Origin of the sequence: Maribacter litopenaei (assembly GCF_025244665.1) — a bacterium.
GTDB classification, from domain to species: Bacteria; Bacteroidota; Bacteroidia; order Flavobacteriales; family Flavobacteriaceae; genus Maribacter; species Maribacter litopenaei.
This window is the reverse complement of sequence record NZ_CP104205.1, coordinates 2,742,467-2,761,853: the sequence shown is the minus strand read 5'-3', so window position 1 is coordinate 2,761,853 and position 19,387 is coordinate 2,742,467. Positions and strand designations below refer to the sequence as shown.

Here is a 19,387-nt window from a genome sequence, read left to right as displayed (position 1 = left end):
TAGGTTTCGTTTCATTAACAACCTTAAATAACTTAAAAACACGTATGGCCAATAAAAAAGACGTAACATTTGATGTATTGATAGAGATTCCCAAAGGAAGTCGGAATAAATATGAGTATGATTTCACCCTTCATAAGATAAGGTTTGATAGAACCTTGTTCTCTTCCATGATGTATCCCGGGGATTACGGGTTCGTTCCGAAACGTTGGCCTTGGATAGGGATCCATTGGATGTTTTGGTTTTGGGAACGGAACCCACCTTTCCCATGGTGGTCATGGAGGTAAAACCCATTGGGGTATTTCATATGACCGATGAAAAGGGACCCGATGAAAAAATTATCTGCGTACCTGTATCAGATCCTATTTGGAGTAAAAGGGATGACATTAGCGACTTAAATCCACATAGGCTCAAAGAAATTGAACATTTTTTTCAAGTGTATAAGGATTTGGAAAAAAAGAAAGTCGATACCGGGGGATGGGGAAATCATGAAGAAGCCATTAAAATTTACGAGGAGTGTGTAAAAAGGTATCAGGAAAGCGAGCATAAGGATAAACGTACCTTTATGATATAGCTAATTTAAGCATTCAAAAGCCCCCTTTATTATTATAACAGGGGGCTTTTTTTATTATATTCTATTTTACTACTTTAGCAGCCACAAAAAAATAACTGATCAAAATGGAATTAATCGTAAAGTTTTTACCTGCTTTTGGTGTCTTGGCCTTATTGTACGTTTTCATTAAAAGCGCATGGGTATCCAAGCAAGAAGTAGGTAGTGAAAAGATGGCGAGAATAGCCAAAAACATTGCAGATGGCGCAATGTCCTTCTTAAAGGCCGAGTATAAAATATTGGCTGTTTTCGTAGCTGCTGTGGCAGTTCTTCTGTTCTTTAAAGGTACCAATGAGGTAGGGTCTAATGGGATGGTAGCGGTTTCATTTATCGTAGGTGCCATATGTTCCGCTTTGGCCGGTTTTATTGGGATGAAGGTAGCGACCAAAGCCAATGTTAGAACTACACAGGCTGCTAGAACCTCTTTGGGCAAGGCTTTGGAGGTTGCATTTGCCGGAGGTGCCGTTATGGGACTTGGTGTTGTAGGATTGGGAGTACTTGGATTAAGTGGTCTTTTCATGATTTATAGCGGACAAGGGTGGTCGTAGGCGAAGTATTGAACGTACTTTCAGGATTTTCCTTGGGTGCTTCATCCATTGCCCTTTTTGCACGTGTTGGTGGTGGTATTTATACCAAAGCTGCGGACGTAGGAGCGGATTTGGTTGGTAAGGTAGAGGCTGGTATCCCGGAGGACTACCCTTTAAACCCTGCTACCATTGCGGATAACGTAGGGGATAATGTTGGTGATGTTGCCGGTATGGGTGCAGATTTGTTCGAATCATATGTAGGTTCCATCATCGGTACTATGGTACTGGGGGCCGCTTTTGTTCAGATTCCTGCTTTTGAAGGTGCCTTCGATGGTTTGGGTGCGGTATATCTTCCATTGGTATTAGCTGCTGTTGGTATTATAATGTCCATCATCGGAACGTTCTTTGTAAAGGTAAAGGACGGTGGTAATCCGCAAACTGCCTTAAACGTAGGTGAGTTTGGATCTGCTGGTTTAATGCTGATTGCATGTTATTTTATTATTACCAATATGTTGCCTGAAAGCTGGACCTTCGGTGGTGTAGAGTATGGTTCTTTGGGTGTCTTCATTGCGGTATTGGCCGGACTGGTGGCTGGACTAGCCGTAGGTAAGGTTACCGAATATTATACTGGGACAGGTACAAAACCTGTAAACTCTATTGTGCGTCAGTCCGAAACCGGTGCCGCTACAAATATTATCTCCGGATTGGGTGTTGGTATGATGTCAACCATGTTCCCTATTCTTTTAATAGCAGCAGCGATTTTAGTTTCACATCATTTTGCAGGACTTTATGGTATTGCCATCGCAGCCGTAGGAATGTTGGCCAATACAGGAATTCAGTTGGCTGTGGATGCTTACGGGCCAATTTCCGATAACGCCGGTGGAATTGCCGAAATGGCCGAGTTGCCTGGTGAAGTTAGGGAACGTACCGATAAATTGGATGCAGTAGGTAATACTACAGCGGCCATAGGAAAAGGATTTGCAATCGCTTCTGCTGCATTGACCGCATTGGCACTTTTTGCGGCCTTTATGCAAACGGCTAATGTAATGGCGATTGATGTTTCCAAACCTACGGTAATGGCCGGTTTATTGGTTGGTGGTATGTTGCCATTTGTATTTTCCGCCCTGTCCATGAATGCTGTGGGTAGAGCCGCTATGGCGATGATCGAAGAGGTACGTCGTCAGTTCAGGGATATTCCACAATTGAAAGCGGCCTTGGAAGTAATGAGAGCGGTTGATTCTGATATGTCAAAAGCAACCGATGCACAGAGAGCTACTTTTGATGCTGCCGATGGTGTTGCCGAATACGATAAATGTGTGGCCATTTCTACACAAGCTTCCATTAAGGAAATGGTATTGCCAGGTCTTTTGGCCATTGCGGTACCTGTTGCGGTTGGATTTATAGGTGGCGCCGAAATGTTGGGCGGTCTATTGGCAGGGGTTACTACTTGTGGGGTATTGATGGCTATCTTCCAGTCCAACGCCGGTGGTGCTTGGGATAACGCAAAAAAGACAATTGAAAGTGATGGACGTAAGGGTACGGACGCTCACAAAGCGGCGGTTGTTGGTGATACGGTAGGAGATCCTTTTAAGGATACATCAGGTCCTTCCTTGAACATTCTTTTAAAGTTAATGTCCGTAGTGGCTTTGGTAATTGCACCAAGTATTGCTTTGAGTGGGGATAGCATGACAGCTTACAATGAAGAAAAAATCGCTACAGAAGTTGTTGCAAAGCAGATAGAAAGAAAAGTTGAGGTAAAAATGGAAAAGAACGAGGAAGGAACGGTGAAGGCTACAGTAGTAACTACTATTGCTGATAATGGCGAAGAATCTGTTTCTGAACAAGTTTTTGAAGGAACCGAGGAGGAAGTGAAAACCAAAATCGAGGCTTTCAACAAATCTTCTGAAAATGTAAAAGTTCAAATCGAAAAGGTAGTAGAGGAAGTGGAAGAAGAAATTCAGTAAAACTTCTTTACTTTAAAATTTTTATACTAGAGACGATCCCGCCATTTTGGTGGGATCGTTTTATTTTTGGTACTTCTGCAATTACTGAAGTATAAAATTTATAGGTATACTAAAGGAAACTTTTACGGGGTTTCCACGTTGCTGACCCGGTGTCATTTTGGGTAGTTTTGAAAGAATACGAATGGCCTCTTCCTCCAAGATTTCATGGGGTCCTTTTTTTGTATAGACCCTATCGACCCATCGCTTTTGATTTCAAATAGGGTATGAACCCTACCTTGAATTCCCATCTCTTGGGCAACCTCTCGGATACCGAAAGTTCTTTTTAATATGCTTTTGCATCATTTCGTTAAAACATTCCCGTTTGTCCTTGGCATTTTCGCATCCTGGGAATACGGGTACTTCTTCTATCGTTATCCAGTTAACATTTACTTCCTCTATTGGATCTTCCACTACGATGTCCTCAACATCAATAATTTCAGTGTCTGTATCCGCCTCCGTGGATAGGATATCAGTTTCTTCAATTTTAACATCGTTGTCTTCCACCTTTATTTCCGGTGGAAGTACCTGTTTAATTTTGGGCTTTTCAATTTTGAAAATATCAACAATTTCCTCTTCAATTTCGTTTGGTGAAACATTCATGCTAACGTCATAGATAGATTTTGGTTCATACGTTTTCCATTCCAAGGCAACAAATGCAAGTCCCAGTACGAGTAATAATCCTAAGACAAAGAACAGTCCACTTTTTTTGTTGAGGTCTTTTTTTGGATTCTTTTTTGGTCTCATTTTTTTTAAAGTTTATGGCCTCGATTATAGAAGCCTTGTTATACGTAAGTTTTTCTATGCTTAAAACTATGTTGATAATCTTCGCATTAAAAGGGGCAATGAGTGAAACACCCCTTTTGGTTAGGGAAGTAGCTTGATTAAAAAATGGATATGGTCTTGAATTAATTTATGGAGTAACCGCTTCAATTTTTATACGGTAATTATAGTATATTCATGGTCCTATGGATTACAGTGATTTATCAACATTAGGAATTGCATTCGGACTAGGCCTTTTGGTGGGCCTTCAAAGGCAGCGCACCGATAATAAAATGGCAGGTGTTAGAACCTTTACCCTAATTTCTATTTTGGGAGTAATGTCCGCATTTTTGGCTCGGGATATGGAAAACCCGTATATCGTTCCGGTAATGGGAATCAGTTTGACCGGGTTACTGATTATTGCAAACCTGATAAAACTTAAAAAGTTTGAGGAGGCCGATATAGGCCAAACAACGGAAGTGGCTGCTTTGTTAATGTTCGCCATTGGGGCTTATTTGGTTTTGGGAAACCAGGTTATTGCGATTATCGTGGGAGGCGTAATGGCCATACTCCTCTATGCCAAGGAACATTTACACGATTTTATTGAAAACCTCATGGAAAAGGATTTGTCCGCCATCATGACCTTCGCAGGTATTTCCTTGATTGTTTTGCCCATTTTGCCAAACAAGACCTATGGACCTTTTGATGTAATCAATCCTCATAATATTTGGTTGATGGTTGTGCTTATTGTGGGTATTAGTGTAGCCGGTTACTTTATCTACAAATTTTTGGGAAAAAAGGCAGGGATCATCTCAAATGGAGTTTTGGGGGGAATGATTAGTAGTACTGCGACTACGGTTAGTTATGCAAAAAAGACCACCCAAGCCAAGAATGTGGATATAATGGCCGCTTTTATAATTACAACGGCATCGGCAATTGCCTTGGTTAGGATTATGGTAGAAATTGGCGTGGTAATCCCTGATAAACTGAACGAGCTTATTTTACCGTTAATTTTTGAATTATTTTGTATGGCCCTCCTCTGTGGCGTCTTGTTTTATGTAATCAATCGGGATAAAACGACGGATACGATGCGAGCCGGATAACCCGGCCCAATTTAAAAGTGCGCTTATTTTTGGGTTATTGTATGGCTTCATTCTGCTGGCTGTGGCATTTACGAAAGATACCTTTGGAAATGAGGGCCTCTATATAGTATCCATTGTAAGTGGACTCACGGATGTGGATGCCATTACACTTTCCATTTCAAATTTAATTAAGAATGATGGCTTGGCAACTTCTACGGGTTGGCGGCTGATTTTACTGGCTTCATTGTCCAATTTGTTATTCAAAGGAATTATGGCCGCGGTTACGGGAACCGGACAGTTAATGAAATGGATAGGAATTACTTTTGGCATTTCTATCGTAATTGGATTATTGGTCATGTGGCTTTGGCCGGAAAATTGGAATTTTTAAGATGGGTTGGTTCGGAAAAAGGATAAGTTACAAATCATAGCCTTTAACGGTTATGGAACTACGGATAGATTTTATGTTCGTGGAAGAGCATTGGAAGATGAGAGTATCGATCTTGGGCAGAAGGGAGCTTTTCAGCTCTTCATAAATACTTGGAAACGTTTTGAGACCGATGAAATAAGAAACACGCCTATTAGAGTTGCATTTGAAGGGAACCATTCCTTAAAAGGGAAAACGGACAACGAGGGATATTATCTCATAAATGAGAAGGTCGAAAATCTATCCCAGTATGCGAACGATGAGGGATGGGTGAAATTCGAGATTTCTTTTCAGGACATAAACCTTAAAAAAGAAATTTTAAGGCAAAATCGATTTCCAGGAGAAATGCTCATTCCTAGCAATAAGTCCAAATTTGGTGTAATAAGCGATATAGATGATACCATTTTGCACACGGGAGTCGTCTCTTCCTTAAAATGGAAAGTAGTCATCAATACTATTTTTAAGAGGGCCACCCACAGGAAACCTCACGGAAGGGGCAGCGGATTTTTATCAACAATTACATCAGGGTAAGGCAGGTGATGAAGCGAACCCTATTTTTTATGTGAGCCATAGTCCTTGGAACCTATATCGGTATTTGGAGCTTTTCCTTGCCACTAACAATTTTCCAAAAGGCCCCATCCTTTTAAGGAGTATGTCCAGTTTTACAAGACGTAGAAAAATGGATGACAAGCCTCAAAAACAAAAGGAGATTACCGGAATTCTAAATACCTATCCTAACCTTTCATTTATTCTAATTGGTGATAGTGGAGAAAGGGATGCCGATATATACATTGAAATTTCAAAACTGTTCCCCAATAGGATAAAGGCAATTTATTTACGAAGTGTATCGGATGGTCGGAGAATGGCCAGGGTTTCCAATCTGTTCACGGTCTATAAGAACATTCCATTTTTAATGGTGAATAAAACGGAGGATGCCATTGACCATGCCCAAAAACATGGATTTATGTAAGATTTCGTTCCACTAAAATAATCCGTTTATTTCGGCGTCAATTTTATTGATCACACTTCCAAGGTCTTCAGGGTTGTCAACAAAGTCCATTTCATCTACATCAATAATCAATAAGTTACCTTTATCATAACCGTGTACCCAGGCTTCGTATCGTTCGTTGAGTCTACTTAAATAGTCTATAGAAATACTGTTTTCATAGTCCCTGCCGCGTTTGTGTATTTGTTTAACCAAGTTAGGGATGGAACTTCTTAAATAGATGAGCAATTCGGGAGGCTCCACTAAAGACTCCATCAATTCAAAGAGACTGGAATAGTTTTTAAAGTCCCTATTGGTCATAAGGCCCATGGCGTGAAGGTTAGGGGCAAATATATGCGCATCTTCGTAGATAGTGCGGTCCTGTATTACATCTTTGCCGGTCTCCCTGATTTGTACAATTTGCCTATAACGACTATTGAGAAAATAGATTTGGAGATTAAAGCTCCAACGTTCCATTTGTGTATAAAAATCATCGAGGTATGGATTGTCCACAACGTCTTCAAAGTGCGCTTCCCACTTATAATGTTTGGCCAATAATCTAGTCAGTGTTGTTTTACCAGCTCCAATGTTTCCAGCGACGGCAATGTGCATTTTGGTCGTATTTAGCGGTTAGTTGTTTTGAACAAGTTGTAGCGTACAATATACGAAGTATATTAACTTTTAGAAAAAATAGTGGTTGAAATGCCCTCATTAATTTTTTTAGTTCAAAGGCGAATAAAAAGGGTTGTAAAACATTCAAACGTCATTTGAAAATGAAACAATTTGTCTAACTTTGTTCCCATAATTAAGAGGAAGGATTTGACTGATTGCAACCTCGTTAAAAATGCTAAAGCAGTTTTGTGTCGATATTGGATTATCGACGTTCTTCAGAGAAAACAATTCCTCCTTTAGTACTCATATCTACCAAATCCTTTTTAAAATAAAAAAAGAAATGGCGTATTTATTTACATCGGAATCTGTTAGTGAAGGACATCCGGATAAGGTGGCAGATCAAATTAGTGATGCTCTATTAGATCATTTTTTGGCATTTGATCCAGAAAGTAAGGTAGCTTGCGAAACACTGGTCACAACCGGTCAGGTAGTTTTGGCTGGAGAAGTGAAAAGTCATACCTATTTGGATGTGCAGAACATTGCAAGGGAGGTCATTAATAAAATTGGTTATACGAAAGGGGAATACCAATTCAGTGGCGATTCCTGTGGAGTAATTTCATTGATTCATGAACAATCCCAAGACATCAATCAAGGTGTGGACAGAGGCTCCAAGGAGGAGCAGGGGGCTGGAGACCAAGGTATGATGTTCGGCTATGCCACCAAGGAAACGGATAATTACATGCCATTGGCTTTGGACATTTCCCATAAGATATTACACACATTGGCCGAGCTACGTAGGGAAGGCAACGAAATCAAATATTTAAGGCCCGACGCCAAGGCACAGGTGACGATAGAATATTCGGATGAGAATGTACCACAACGGATCGATACCATTGTGGTGTCTACGCAACATGATGCCTTTGATAGTAATGACGAGGCCATGTTGGCAAAAATAAAGTCTGATATTATATCCATTCTTATCCCGAAGGTCAAGTCCCAATTGCCTGAGGATATCCAAAAACTGTTCGATGATCAGATTACCTACCATATAAACCCTACCGGAAAATTTGTAATTGGTGGACCGCATGGGGATACTGGTTTAACGGGTAGAAAGATTATTGTGGATACATACGGGGGCAAAGGAGCTCATGGGGGAGGAGCTTTCAGTGGCAAGGATCCAAGTAAGGTCGACCGTAGTGCAGCATATGCGGCAAGGCATATTGCCAAAAATTTGGTGGCTGCGGGTGTCGCGGATGAGATGTTGGTGCAGGTAAGTTACGCCATTGGGGTAGTGGAACCTACTTCTATCTTTGTGGAAACGTATGGCACGGCAAACGTTCAACTAAGTGATGGTGAGATTGCGAAAAAAGTTCGTCAGTTGTTCGACTTACGACCTTTTGCAGTTGAGGAGCGTCTAAAACTTAGAAACCCTATTTATTTGGAGACCGCCGCTTATGGACATATGGGCAAGGAGTCCAAAAAAGTGGTAAAGGTATTCGAATCTCCTTATAACGGTCGCGTTGAAATGGAGGTAGAATTGTTTACCTGGGAAAAATTGGACAGGGTAGACGAGGTCAAAGAGGCCTTTGGATTGTAAACCTATTTTTCAAGATAACATTAAGGGAACCTAATTTAGGTTCCCTTTTTATTTTTGGGAATAATCAATCTTTGCTAGCTTTAGGCATAAATAATTCCGTTATGTTGAAAACTACCTTAAAACACCTAGTGTCGCTATTAATCATTGCATCTCTCGGCGTATTCTTGCAAAAAGACAAACCGGACTACAGAAGCTGGTTATATACCCAATACATATGTCGCTGACAACTATACCAAAAAGGAGGTGGATATTGAAATGCGCGACGGGGTTACTTTACATACGACTATCTATTCCCCCAAGGACACCTCTGTGGAATATCCTATCATCATGCAACGAACGCCTTATAGCTCTAGGCCCTATGGCGAGGGTCAGTTTAAGGAAGCCATTGCGCCGAATAAACACATGATGGAAGATGGGTATATCGTCGTATACCAAGATGTCAGGGGCAGGTGGTTAAGCGAAGGGCACTATGAAAATATGCGGGCGTATATTCCTAATAAGACCTCCGATCAGGATGTGGATGAAAGTTCGGATACCTATGATACTATTGAATGGTTGGTAAACAATGTAGAGAATAACAATGGCAGGGTAGGTATCCGGGGTATTTCCTATCCCGGTTTTTATTCCACCTATGCCACCGTGGATGCACACCCGGCATTAAAAGCGGCCTCGCCCCAAGCCAGTATCGGGGATTTCTTTTTTGACGATTTTCACCATAATGGAGCCTACTTGTTAAGTTATTTTAGAGCAACCAGTTTGTTTGGTACGCCGAGACCTAATGGGGACCAACCCATTGATACGGCCTGGTACAACCTCCCGGATTTGGGAACGGAAGATCAATATCAATTCTTTCTAGATGCGGACCGCTTAAAAATTTAGATAGATATTTTGAATATGAAACAGGCGATACCCCAAGAATGGCTATGGACGGCCGAGACCGATGATTATTTTTGGAACGAGTTGAAAGAACACCCAAATTATGACGAATTGTGGCAGAGTAGAGGGTTGATACAACATTTAAAAGACGTAAAAAGCCATGTGGCGACCATGATCGTTGCAGGTGAGTTTGATGCCGAAGATTTGTACGGCCCGTTGGAAACGTATAAGACCATTGAAAGGTATAATGAGGGTAATTACAATACTTTGGTTTTCGGACCTTGGGATCATGGAGGATGGGCCAGGAGCCGAGGTAAGAATCGGTAGGAAACTACTATTTTGGGGATGGTATCTCCGAATTTTTTCAGGAAAATATAGAGACCAAGTTTTTTAATCATTTTTTAAAGGGTGATGGTACTAAGGAGAGCGGGTTGCCGAAGCCTACGTATTTGATTCCGGTAGAAAGGAATGGAAGCAGTTTGATGCTTGGCCCCCGGCAGAGGTCGTAAAACAAGATATGTACCTATCCGAAAATCAGGAATTGACCACGGATAAAAAAGGAGAAGCCGGAATCCAATTTATTAGTGATGTCAAAAAACCGGTGCCTTACTCAGAGGATATTAAATCCGTTTTTACCCCGAGAAAATATATGACGGATGATCAACGATTTGCTTCAAGAAGGTCTGACGTACTGGTTTTTGAAACCGATGTAATGGAAGAAGATCTTACCTTGGCTGGTGACATTATGGCAAATCTGAACGTCGCTACCACAGGTACGGCTGCGGATTGGGTAGTAAAGGTGATAGATGTACACCCTGCCGATGCAGAAAATCATGAAGACATGCAGGACCATTTAAAAATGAGCAATTACCATTTGATGGTTCGTAGTGAGGTGTTGCGAGGAAGGTTTCGGAATAGCTTCTCTGATCCCGAACCGTTTGTACCCAACCAAAAAACAGCTGTAAACATTAAACTACAGGATGTGTTTCATACCATCAAAAAAGGGCATAAGTTGCAGATTCAGGTTCAGAGTACTTGGTTTCCTCTCATCGATTTAAACCCACAGACGTATGTGGAAAACATCTTTGAGGCGGATGAAGACGACTTTAAAACCCGGACCCATACGGTCTTTACAGATTCCAAAATTGAATTTACGGTGTTGAGGTAACTATTTCAGCCCCTCCTTGATACTCCGTATCGCGCTACCTCCCTTTGCGAAGGGAAGGAGCTGAAATTTACAGTTTGCATTTTGGAGGAGTTCAGAGAATTTTTGAAAATCATTATGTTTTAAATCTTCCACACCTTATATTTGCTCCGTTAAGTTCAAACACGTATTGAATAGTTATCAAGAAAGGTGGAGGGATTGGATCCTTTGAAGCCTTAGCAACCCTTGTTCTCCCGATAATCGTCGGAAACAAGAAGGTGCTACATTCTACCCCGTTCGGGGAAGGATAACAGTCATCGAAATTTCATCGATTTCACTTTCTTATAACTTTTTGATTTTACCTAACCGCACTGTCGGCCGGCTAGGGTTTGGCTTTTTTAATCAATTTATGATGTCCGCGAGCGATCAAGGACTTAACTATTAAAAGACTAAATCATGAGTAATCAAAAATTAGCAACGAACGCCCTTCATGCCGGGCATGACACCACACAATCTGCGGGTACCAGGGCCGTACCTATCTATCAGACATCGTCCTACGTATTCAATAATACCGAGCATGCGGCCAATCTATTTTCCTTGGCCGAACTGGGTTTTATCTATACCCGTTTGAACAACCCTACCAACCAAATTTTACAGGATCGTCTGGCCGCTGTGGAAGGGGGTATAGGTGCCGTAGTGTTTTCATCCGGAACGGCTGCCATTTCTACGGGACTTTTGACCCTATTAAGGGCAGGTGATCATATTGTGGCCTCCAGTAGTTTATATGGGGGTACGTTCAACCTGTTAAATGTAACCCTGCCACGTTTGGGAATCCATACGACCTTTGTGGATGCCTCTGAACCTGAAAATTTTGGTAAGGCCGTCAAGGAGAACACGAGGGCCATCTTTGTGGAATCCCTGGGAAATCCAAAACTGGACGTTCTCGATTTAAAAGCGATTTCCAAAGAGGCAAAAGTAGCCGGGGTTCCGTTTATTGTCGACAACACGGTAGCTACACCGGCCTTGCTGAACCCCATTGAACATGGTGCTAATTTGGTCATCCATTCCTTAACAAAATACATCGGGGGTCAGGGAACCTCCTTGGGCGGTGCCATTATCGATGCCGGTACTTTCGACTGGGCCAACGGCAAGTTCCCGGAATTTACGGAACCTTCTGCCGGATACCACGGATTGGTGTATAGCGAAGCCTTGGGTGCTGCTGCTTTTACCTTCAAATTGATTTTGGAAGGACTTAGGGATTTCGGCGGTGCGTTGAGTCCGTTCAATGCCTTTCAAATCATCCAAGGCCTGGAAACGCTTCCGGTACGTATCAAACAACATAGCGCCAACGCTTTGGAATTGGCCGAATGGTTACAGGGCAGGGACGAGGTCGCTTGGGTAAAATACCCCGGATTAAAGGGCGATGAATATTATGATTTGGCGAAGGAATACTTGCCCAAAGGACAAAGCGGCTTGGTTACCTTCGGAATCAAGGGCGGCTTTGAAGCGGCCAAAAATGTAACGGATGCCACCAAAATATTCTCCCTGTTGGCGAATATTGGGGATACAAAATCCTTGATTATCCACCCGGCAAGTACAACGCATCAGCAATTGACGGAAGAACAACAATTAGGTGCGGGCGTATCTCAGGATTTGATTCGCCTTTCTGTTGGTCTAGAGGATATTAGCGATTTGAAGGCCGATTTGGAACAGGCGTTCGCGGTGGCAAATATTTAATGGTAAAAGAAACGACGCAATACACGGCAAAACGCCGATAAATAAATAATTTTGGCATCTTATGCTACATCATTTACATATTAAGGACTATCAAACCCTTTCCGGGGTGACCCAAGATATTGAGCTTTCCTATGAGCTGTTCGGGGCCAAGCTCCATACGGCACCGGTCATCTTGGTAAATCATGCCCTTACAGGAAATTCCAATGTAACTGGAGACGGAGGCTGGTGGTCCGCTTTGATAGGAGAGGGAAAATGCATCGATACAAAAAAATACACCATTCTGTGTTTTAATATCCCTGGGAATGGGTATGATAAGTTCATCATTGAAAATTATAAGGACTTTGTGGCCGGGGATATGGCCCGCATTTTCTTGTTGGGGCTGGAAAAGCTGAACATCCAAAAGTTGTTTGCCATCATCGGGGGGTCTCTTGGAGGAGGTATCGCTTGGGAAATGGCGGCTATTAACCCCCATTTAACGGAACATTTGGTGCCTGTGGCATCCGACTGGAAATCGACGGATTGGCTCATCGCCAATTGCCGGATACAGGAGCAATTTCCGGTGAATTCCAAACAGCCCGTACACGATGCCCGTATGCACGCCATGTTATGCTACCGGACACCGGAATCCTTTAAGGAGCGCTTTAAGCGAAGTACCAACGAAGAGCTTCAGGTGTTCAATGTGGAAAGTTGGTTGATGCACCACGGGGAAAAATTGCAGGAGCGTTTTCAGCTTTCGGCCTATAAACTGATGAACCAATTGTTGAAGACCATCGATGTGACCCGCAATGGGGAGGAGAACTTCGTCAAACTTCAAAATAGCAATACCAACATCCATATTGTTGGGGTGGACTCCGACTTGTTTTTTACGGCTCAGGAAAATAAGGACACCTTTAAGCAATTGGCCCAGGCCAATAGTAATGTTACGTATGGGGAAGTACAATCGCTCCATGGTCACGATGCTTTCTTGATCGAGTTCGAGCAAATGGAAAAATTGTTGCATTCCATTTTTAATACCAACGGAAAATCAGGAAAGGTAAAAGTCCTGAAGTTCGGTGGAAAGTCTTTGAGTAATGGTGAAGGATTGGAACGGGTGTTGGATGTTATCGCTTCCAAGGTAGAGGCCGGCGAAAATATTGCGGTTGTCCTGTCCGCTAGGGAAAAGGCGACAGATCAATTGGAAAGTATACTGGATAAAGCCGCCAAGGGCAAACCCTATAAGGCCGATTTTGAGGCCTTGGAAAGCTATCAACAGCATTCCTATGGCAATGTAAACCTGTCCAAGGAATTTAAGAGTTTGGCCAAGTTGTTCGAAGGAGTTTCCCTATTGGGTGACTACAGTGCCAAAATAAAAGATGAGGTATTGGCCCATGGGGAATTGATTTCGGCCAAGTTGGTGACCAAATTATTGATTGGAAAGGGCATCAATGCCCGATTTTTGGATTCACGGGAATTGATTACCACGGATGCCACTTTTGGGGATGCCAAGGTATTGGAACATGTTTCCAAGGAAAAGGTGTTGTTGAAATTTGCGGAATTGCCCCACGATGCCGTTCCCATCATTACTGGGTTTATTGCCGCTACCGAAGAAGGGGAAACGACCACGTTAGGTAGAAATGGTAGCAATTATAGCGCGGCCCTTTTGGCCAATTTCTTGGATGCGGAGGAGTTACAGAACTACACCCACGTGGACGGTATTTTTACGGCCAATCCGGATTATGTGAAGGAAGCCAAGCGCATCAGCAATTTAAGCTATGCCGAGGCGAACGAAATGGCCAATTTTGGTGCGACGATTTTACATGCAAAGACGATTATTCCGTTGATAGAAAAGAACATTCCGTTGCGGATTTTAAATACCTATAACGACGATAACGAAGGCACCTTGATCAGTGCCAAGGCCAGCAAGGAAGGTATACGCTCCATTTCGGTCATTGAGGATGTGGCCCTGATCAATCTCGGAAGGCCGCGGATTGTTGGGGAAAGTTGGGATAGATGCCCGTATTTTTAAGACCTTGGAGGCTATCAATATCAGTGTGAGCATTATTTCCCAGGGTTCTTCGGAACGGGGTATCGGTTTGGTCGTAAAGCGGGACAAGGCGGAACGTGCCAAGCGGGCCTTGGAGAACGAGTTTTCGAGCGACTTCCGAGTCAGGATATCAATATGATCAAGGTGGTATCGGATGTTTCCGTGATATCCGTAGTGGGGCAGGATTTGAGCACCTTCCACAAGCCTTTTAACGCTCTCATTAAAAACCAGATCGTTCCCTTGTTGTTCAACAATACGGTGTCCGGGAAGAACGTAAGTTTGGTGGTACGGAAATCGGACTTGACCAAAGCCATCAACGTGATGCACGGCCAAATTTTTGGGGTGAGCAAAAAGGTGAACCTTGCCGTTTTTGGTCATGGGAATGTAGGAGGTACCTTGATCGACCAGATCTTAAAATCGGCCAAGAGCATCGAGGATCGTAAGGGCATCGATTTAAAGGTCTTCGCCATCGCCAATTCTAGAAAGGTGTTGTTGGATGCCAACGGGGTAACAGGTCGATGGAAGACCAACATCGAAAGTAAGGGGAAATCCTATGAGGTCAAGGATGTGATCGAATTTGCCAAAAACAACCATTTGGAGAACTTGATCGTTATCGATAATACTGCCAGTCAGGATTTTGTGGCCCATTATTTCGATTTTGTGGAAAGCGGTTTCGATGTGGTTTCCTCCAACAAGATTGCCAATACCCTTGGCTTTGATTATTACCAATTATTACGGGAAGAACTGGATAAAAATCAAAAGCAATATTTATACGAAACCAATGTAGGAGCAGGTTTACCGCTGATAGACACCATAAAATTATTGCATTTATCCGGGGAGAATATCACCCGCATCAAAGGGGTGTTTTCCGGCTCTTTGAGTTATATTTTCAATACTTTTTCTGAGGTGGATGCCCCATTTTCCTCCATCATTAAAGATGCAAAATTGCAGGGCTTTACGGAACCGGATCCCCGGGAGGACCTTTCCGGTAACGATGTGGGCCGTAAGTTGTTGATCTTGGCACGGGAACTGGATCTGAGCAACGAATTTTCCGATATCAATATCGAAAACCTGATTCCATCAACCTTGGAAAAAGGAGATGTGGATTTCTTTATGGAGCATTTGGAGGTGTTGGATGATAAGTTCAACGAAATCAAAAGGAACCAAAAGGCGAATCACGTACTGCGCTATGTGGGTGACCTTCATGGGGATTTACAAAAGGAAAAGGGTATCTTGGATGTGAAACTTGTTTCCGTGCCCAAGGAAAGTGCTTTGGGTCAGGTGAAAGGATCCGATTCCATTATTGAGATCTATACGGAATCCTATGGAGAAAATCCCTTGCTGATCCAAGGTGCCGGTGCCGGTGCCGCGGTAACCGCCCGCGGAGTTTTTGGGGATATATTACGAATTGCAGAAAAAAGTTAATCATGAGCAACAAATTCGAAACGAACGCCATACGCAATCAGTTAAAAAGGACGGAAAACTTGGAGCACTCGGTGCCCATGTACCTCACTTCCAGTTTTGTCTTTGAGGATGCGGAGGACATGCGCGCCTCCTTTGCGGAGGAGAAGGAGCGGAATATCTATTCCCGCTATTCCAACCCCAATACCAATGAGTTTGTGGCCAAGGTCTGCCGGATGGAAGGTGCGGAGCAGGGCTTTGCCTTTGCCTCCGGTATGGCGGCGGTTTTCTCGACGTTGGCGGCCTTGTTAAATAGTGGTGATCATGTGGTTTCGGCGGCCAGTATCTTTGGTTCCACACATTCCCTGTTCAATAACTTTTTTCCAAAATGGAATATATCCCACAGCTATTTTGACATCAATGACTTGGATGCCATAGACGCACTCATCCAACCGAATACCAAATTGATATATGCTGAAACCCCTACCAACCCTGGAGTGGATGTGCTGGATTTGGAAGTGCTAGGGCAGATAGCGAAAAAACATGGGGTTTTGTTGGTAATCGACAACTGTTTTGCCTCTCCGTACTTGCAACAACCCATTAAATATGGAGCGGATTTGGTCATCCATTCCGGTACCAAATTAATGGACGGTCAGGGACGCGTACTGGCCGGAATCACGGTAGGAAGTAGCGATTTGATGGACAAGGTCTATCGGTTCTCCGAATTACGGGTCCCGCTCTTTCACCTTTTAATGCCTGGGTGTTGAGCAAGAGCTTGGAGACCTTGGCCGTGAGAGTAGATCGGCATTGTGCCAATGCCTTGCAATTGGCCGAATTTTTGGAAGCCCACGATAAGGTAACCTGGGTAAAATATCCTTTTTTAAAATCGCACCCAAAATATGAGGTGGCGAAAAAGCAGATGAAGGCCGGGGGCTGTGTCGTTGCCTTTGAGGTAAAGGGCGGACTGGAAGCGGGGCGAAAATTCTTTGACTCCATCAAATTATTGTCCCTATCCGCCAACTTGGGGGATTCCCGTAGTATTGTGACCCATCCGGCATCGACGACCCATAGCAAATTGTCCGTAGAAGAACGTGCCGCTAGTGGTATTACCGAAGGTATGGTACGTATTTCGGTAGGCTTGGAGCATATCGATGATATCATTGCCGATATTTCTCAGGCGTTGGGATAATTACAAATTCTTAAAATTGTCAGTTCGAGTGATTTTCGATAGAAAATTGTATCGAGAACACATTCCTTTTTCCGTTTCCTACTTCTCGATACATAATCGCAATGCGATTTCACTCGAAGTGACAAAAATGACTATAACTGGAACTCGAACAAACCTACAGAATGGCAGTTGTATGATAACCAGCGCCACGCTAGTTACCAAGCACGTCTTTTAAGTAAATGGGCAAGGAATATCTATGTAAACAGCCTAATTTGTGCACTATTGGGTTCGCACTTATATGTTACATTTTATGATACTCCAAGAGTGCCATGACGGCAACCAGTTGCTTGCAGAACCATTTACCTAATAAAAAAACTGTACAAATGAATACATCAAAATACACCACTTTTGTTTTAATGCTAATCTGTTCGGCTATATCCATGTACATCACCATGTATTTCAATACCTACGAACTGGATCATGTGTTTTTCAGTTGAATCCGCATGTATATGACCTTTATAGGTGTTGGTGGCATGGCCATAGTCATGTTTCTTTTTATGCGAAACATGTACACAAACAGAGTAAAGAATATGGGCATTGTCATTGGCAGTGTCGTCTTGATGATACTCTCCACTTTCTTGGTCAGGCAGCAACTACCTATCAATGACGTCAAATGGATGAAGGCTATGATTCCACATCACTCCATTGCCTTGTTAACGAGCCGTAGGGCAGATTTACAGGATCCGGAGGTAAAACAACTGGCCGAGGAAATCATAAAAGCCCAGGAAAGGGAAATTGCTGAAATGAAAAGAATGATTGAAAGGTTGGAAAATGAGTGATCGTTTAGGCTGCTCAGGCACCCCAAAGCCACAGAATGTCAGTTCGAGTGATTTTCGTTAGAAAATCGTATCGAGAACACATTTCTTTTTTCGTGTCCTACTTCTCGATACAGAATCGCAATGCGATTTCACTCGAAGTGACAAAAATGATTTTTGGCTCAGCAATAAAATCAACAGTTTAAATGTCAAACTGAGTTTGTCGACGTTTTATTTTGTGAGATCTTACCCTCATTTTCTAGGCCCTTAAGCTGACAAGCTTATTGTTCCTAATCAAACCACACCCCGTCCGTATCTTCCATGCGGGCGATGATGCCCCAACCATAAAAGTAATTGGACAGACCGATCAGAAGTTCGTTGTCCCCTTCCTGCAAGGGTAGGGAAAAGGCGGCATTTTCAATACTCGTCCGACCCTTGGGGAATTTCATCCCCGGGGAACCATAAAAATTCCGGTCTTGGTAGAGGGGCTTTCCATTGATAAAGACCCAAACTTCGTCGCTAAACCCTAGGCGCACAAGTTTTTCAATCTCCTTTTCGGCTTTGATGTTGGTTTTGAGCCAGGTCAATCGCCGTTCTCCATTCTTGGTCCCGCCGAGTTCCTTGGTCAGGTTCACCAAGGCACGTCGGTCAGCGGTGATGGTTTTCCAGCTAACATCTTTGGGCAAATACGTGGAGTCGATTTGCACGCCGGGGTTTACTGGAATCCCTTCCAACAGGTCCTTGCCAAAAGGATAATCCACCGGTTCGGTCACTTGCCATTTCCGTAGGTAGCGCGAATCGTTATAGGTGGGGTCGTAGCCCGCCATTGCTGGTAGGTCTTCGGTAGCGTTGGGGGTCACGGTGACATTGGCATAGATCACGTTCCCCACAAAGCCGATTCTGCCGGTATCCGTAATCCCTTCCATGGCGGGCACCCAAAGTGCAGGCTTATCCATATCGTTTACATAAACTCGCATTTGCTTCCCATGAACGACCAGTTTTACATGGTTCCAACCTGTTTCGTTGAGGTTCACGGCCGCTTGATAATCGTCCGTCATATCCCAAAGGTTAACGCCGTCTACCACGGCAGTATATTGGGTGGCAAAGCGCAACTTGGGGTCGGGTTTGCCAAAATAGCGGATGTAGAAGGTCTCAAAATTCAGGGTATCGGGGCTGATGCGGTAATAGAGGCTCGGAAATCCCTGCCCCTTCAGTTCCACGTCGTACTCAATGGTGCCATCGGTAAATTCTAGGTCCTTCAACCGGACCGCAAAGGGATTACCGTCGCTGCTCTGTACCGCTTGGGTACCCTTGTAGGAAATAAATTCGGCGTTTTCTGAGAGTTTGGCCCAATGTTTCTCGGTCATGGGAAATGCTTGGGTTTTGTCCTCTGTTTTTTTGCGTTGTGAAAAAATGCCCGTGCTCAAGAAGAGTCCCAATAGCACCGCTAGGCCTGTTTTTGCTGTCATGTACATGCTTGTTCGATTTATGATTAAAAGTTATTTTTGATTGGACTAAAAGTAGCGGGCCGCTCCTATTTGTGGCGGATCAAAAGCTGTTCAATCCTATTTAATCCTGTTCAAACCTTCGGTTTCGCACCGCACGATGTAGTTTTATGGACAAATCG

The 19,387-nt window shown here is 43.3% G+C and carries 10 protein-coding genes, 6 pseudogenes and 1 riboswitch; of the genes and pseudogenes, 12 read left to right on the top strand and 4 right to left on the bottom strand.

The annotated features are described in order from the left end of the window. The first annotated feature begins 44 nt into the window (after positions 1–44). A pseudogene (locus tag NYZ99_RS14885) lies at positions 45–571 on the top strand (inorganic diphosphatase). 104 nt (positions 572–675) lie between these two features. Further along, positions 676–3,098: pseudogene (locus tag NYZ99_RS14880) on the top strand (sodium-translocating pyrophosphatase). 81 nt (positions 3,099–3,179) lie between these two features. Here NYZ99_RS14880 and NYZ99_RS22995 read toward each other — a convergent pair. Both NYZ99_RS22995 and NYZ99_RS14875 read right to left on the bottom strand, forming a co-directional pair. Further along, positions 3,180–3,254, bottom strand: coding sequence for an energy transducer TonB (locus NYZ99_RS22995; protein WP_420845229.1), 75 nt, complete (start codon positions 3,252–3,254; stop codon positions 3,180–3,182). Between the two features lie 114 nt (positions 3,255–3,368). Continuing rightward, positions 3,369–3,881: a hypothetical protein gene (locus NYZ99_RS14875; RefSeq protein ID WP_338039043.1), complete on the bottom strand. Its 513-nt coding sequence runs from the start codon at positions 3,879–3,881 to the stop codon at positions 3,369–3,371. 221 nt (positions 3,882–4,102) lie between these two features. On the opposite strand from NYZ99_RS14875, the gene NYZ99_RS14870 reads away from it, so the two are divergent. The 4 genes from NYZ99_RS14870 to NYZ99_RS22120 are packed head-to-tail and all read left to right on the top strand — an operon-like array spanning position 4,103 to position 6,372. Next, on the top strand, positions 4,103–4,999 hold the full coding sequence (locus NYZ99_RS14870; RefSeq protein WP_260572011.1) for an MgtC/SapB family protein: 897 nt from the start codon (positions 4,103–4,105) through the stop codon (positions 4,997–4,999). 37 nt (positions 5,000–5,036) lie between these two features. Then, positions 5,037–5,366: a DUF4010 domain-containing protein gene (locus NYZ99_RS14865; protein WP_260572010.1), complete on the top strand. Its 330-nt coding sequence runs from the start codon at positions 5,037–5,039 to the stop codon at positions 5,364–5,366. Between the two features lie 6 nt (positions 5,367–5,372). After that, entirely contained in the window at positions 5,373–5,933 is a 561-nt protein-coding gene (locus tag NYZ99_RS22125; RefSeq protein ID WP_338039042.1) for a phosphatase domain-containing protein, read from the top strand. Next, positions 5,854–6,372: a phosphatase domain-containing protein gene (locus NYZ99_RS22120; RefSeq protein ID WP_338039457.1), complete on the top strand. Its 519-nt coding sequence runs from the start codon at positions 5,854–5,856 to the stop codon at positions 6,370–6,372. Before NYZ99_RS22125 ends, NYZ99_RS22120 begins: the two co-directional genes overlap by 80 nt. A gap of 12 nt (positions 6,373–6,384) precedes the next feature. Here NYZ99_RS22120 and NYZ99_RS14855 read toward each other — a convergent pair whose 3' ends face one another. Then, positions 6,385–6,999, bottom strand: a complete 615-nt coding sequence (locus NYZ99_RS14855) for a deoxynucleoside kinase (RefSeq protein WP_260572009.1) — start codon at positions 6,997–6,999, stop codon at positions 6,385–6,387. 340 nt (positions 7,000–7,339) lie between these two features. Here NYZ99_RS14855 and metK point away from each other — a divergent pair, with 340 nt between their 5' ends. The 6 genes and pseudogenes from metK to NYZ99_RS14825 all read left to right on the top strand — a co-directional run bounded on the left by metK (position 7,340) and on the right by NYZ99_RS14825 (position 17,784). Beyond that, on the top strand, positions 7,340–8,596 hold the full coding sequence (gene metK / locus NYZ99_RS14850; protein ID WP_260572006.1) for a methionine adenosyltransferase: 1,257 nt from the start codon (positions 7,340–7,342) through the stop codon (positions 8,594–8,596). A 201-nt stretch (positions 8,597–8,797) separates the two neighbouring features. Then, positions 8,798–10,640: pseudogene (locus tag NYZ99_RS22990) on the top strand (CocE/NonD family hydrolase). A 171-nt stretch (positions 10,641–10,811) separates the two neighbouring features. Further along, a riboswitch (SAM riboswitch) is annotated at positions 10,812–10,930 on the top strand. Between the two features lie 142 nt (positions 10,931–11,072). Beyond that, entirely contained in the window at positions 11,073–12,353 is a 1,281-nt protein-coding gene (locus NYZ99_RS14840) for an O-acetylhomoserine aminocarboxypropyltransferase/cysteine synthase family protein (RefSeq protein ID WP_260572004.1), read from the top strand. 61 nt (positions 12,354–12,414) lie between these two features. Continuing rightward, a pseudogene (gene thrA / locus NYZ99_RS14835) lies at positions 12,415–15,801 on the top strand (bifunctional aspartate kinase/homoserine dehydrogenase I). 2 nt (positions 15,802–15,803) lie between these two features. After that, positions 15,804–16,966 (top strand): annotated as a pseudogene (locus NYZ99_RS14830) (trans-sulfuration enzyme family protein). 362 nt (positions 16,967–17,328) lie between these two features. Then, positions 17,329–17,784: pseudogene (locus NYZ99_RS14825) on the top strand (DUF305 domain-containing protein). A gap of 266 nt (positions 17,785–18,050) precedes the next feature. Here the strand turns inward: NYZ99_RS14825 and NYZ99_RS14820 are convergent. Then, on the bottom strand, positions 18,051–19,235 hold the full coding sequence (locus NYZ99_RS14820) for a hypothetical protein (RefSeq protein WP_260572002.1): 1,185 nt from the start codon (positions 19,233–19,235) through the stop codon (positions 18,051–18,053). Positions 19,236–19,387 lie beyond the last annotated feature (152 nt).

Coding starts and splice junctions, on each gene's coding strand:
- metK (WP_260572006.1), top strand. CDS start 7,340: ATGGCGTATTTATTTACATCGGAATCTGTTAGTGAAGGACATCCGGAT.
- NYZ99_RS14875 (WP_338039043.1), bottom strand. CDS start 3,881: ATGAGACCAAAAAAGAATCCAAAAAAAGACCTCAACAAAAAAAGTGGA.
- NYZ99_RS14820 (WP_260572002.1), bottom strand. CDS start 19,235: ATGTACATGACAGCAAAAACAGGCCTAGCGGTGCTATTGGGACTCTTC.
- NYZ99_RS14870 (WP_260572011.1), top strand. CDS start 4,103: ATGGATTACAGTGATTTATCAACATTAGGAATTGCATTCGGACTAGGC.
- NYZ99_RS14840 (WP_260572004.1), top strand. CDS start 11,073: ATGAGTAATCAAAAATTAGCAACGAACGCCCTTCATGCCGGGCATGAC.
- NYZ99_RS14855 (WP_260572009.1), bottom strand. CDS start 6,999: ATGCACATTGCCGTCGCTGGAAACATTGGAGCTGGTAAAACAACACTG.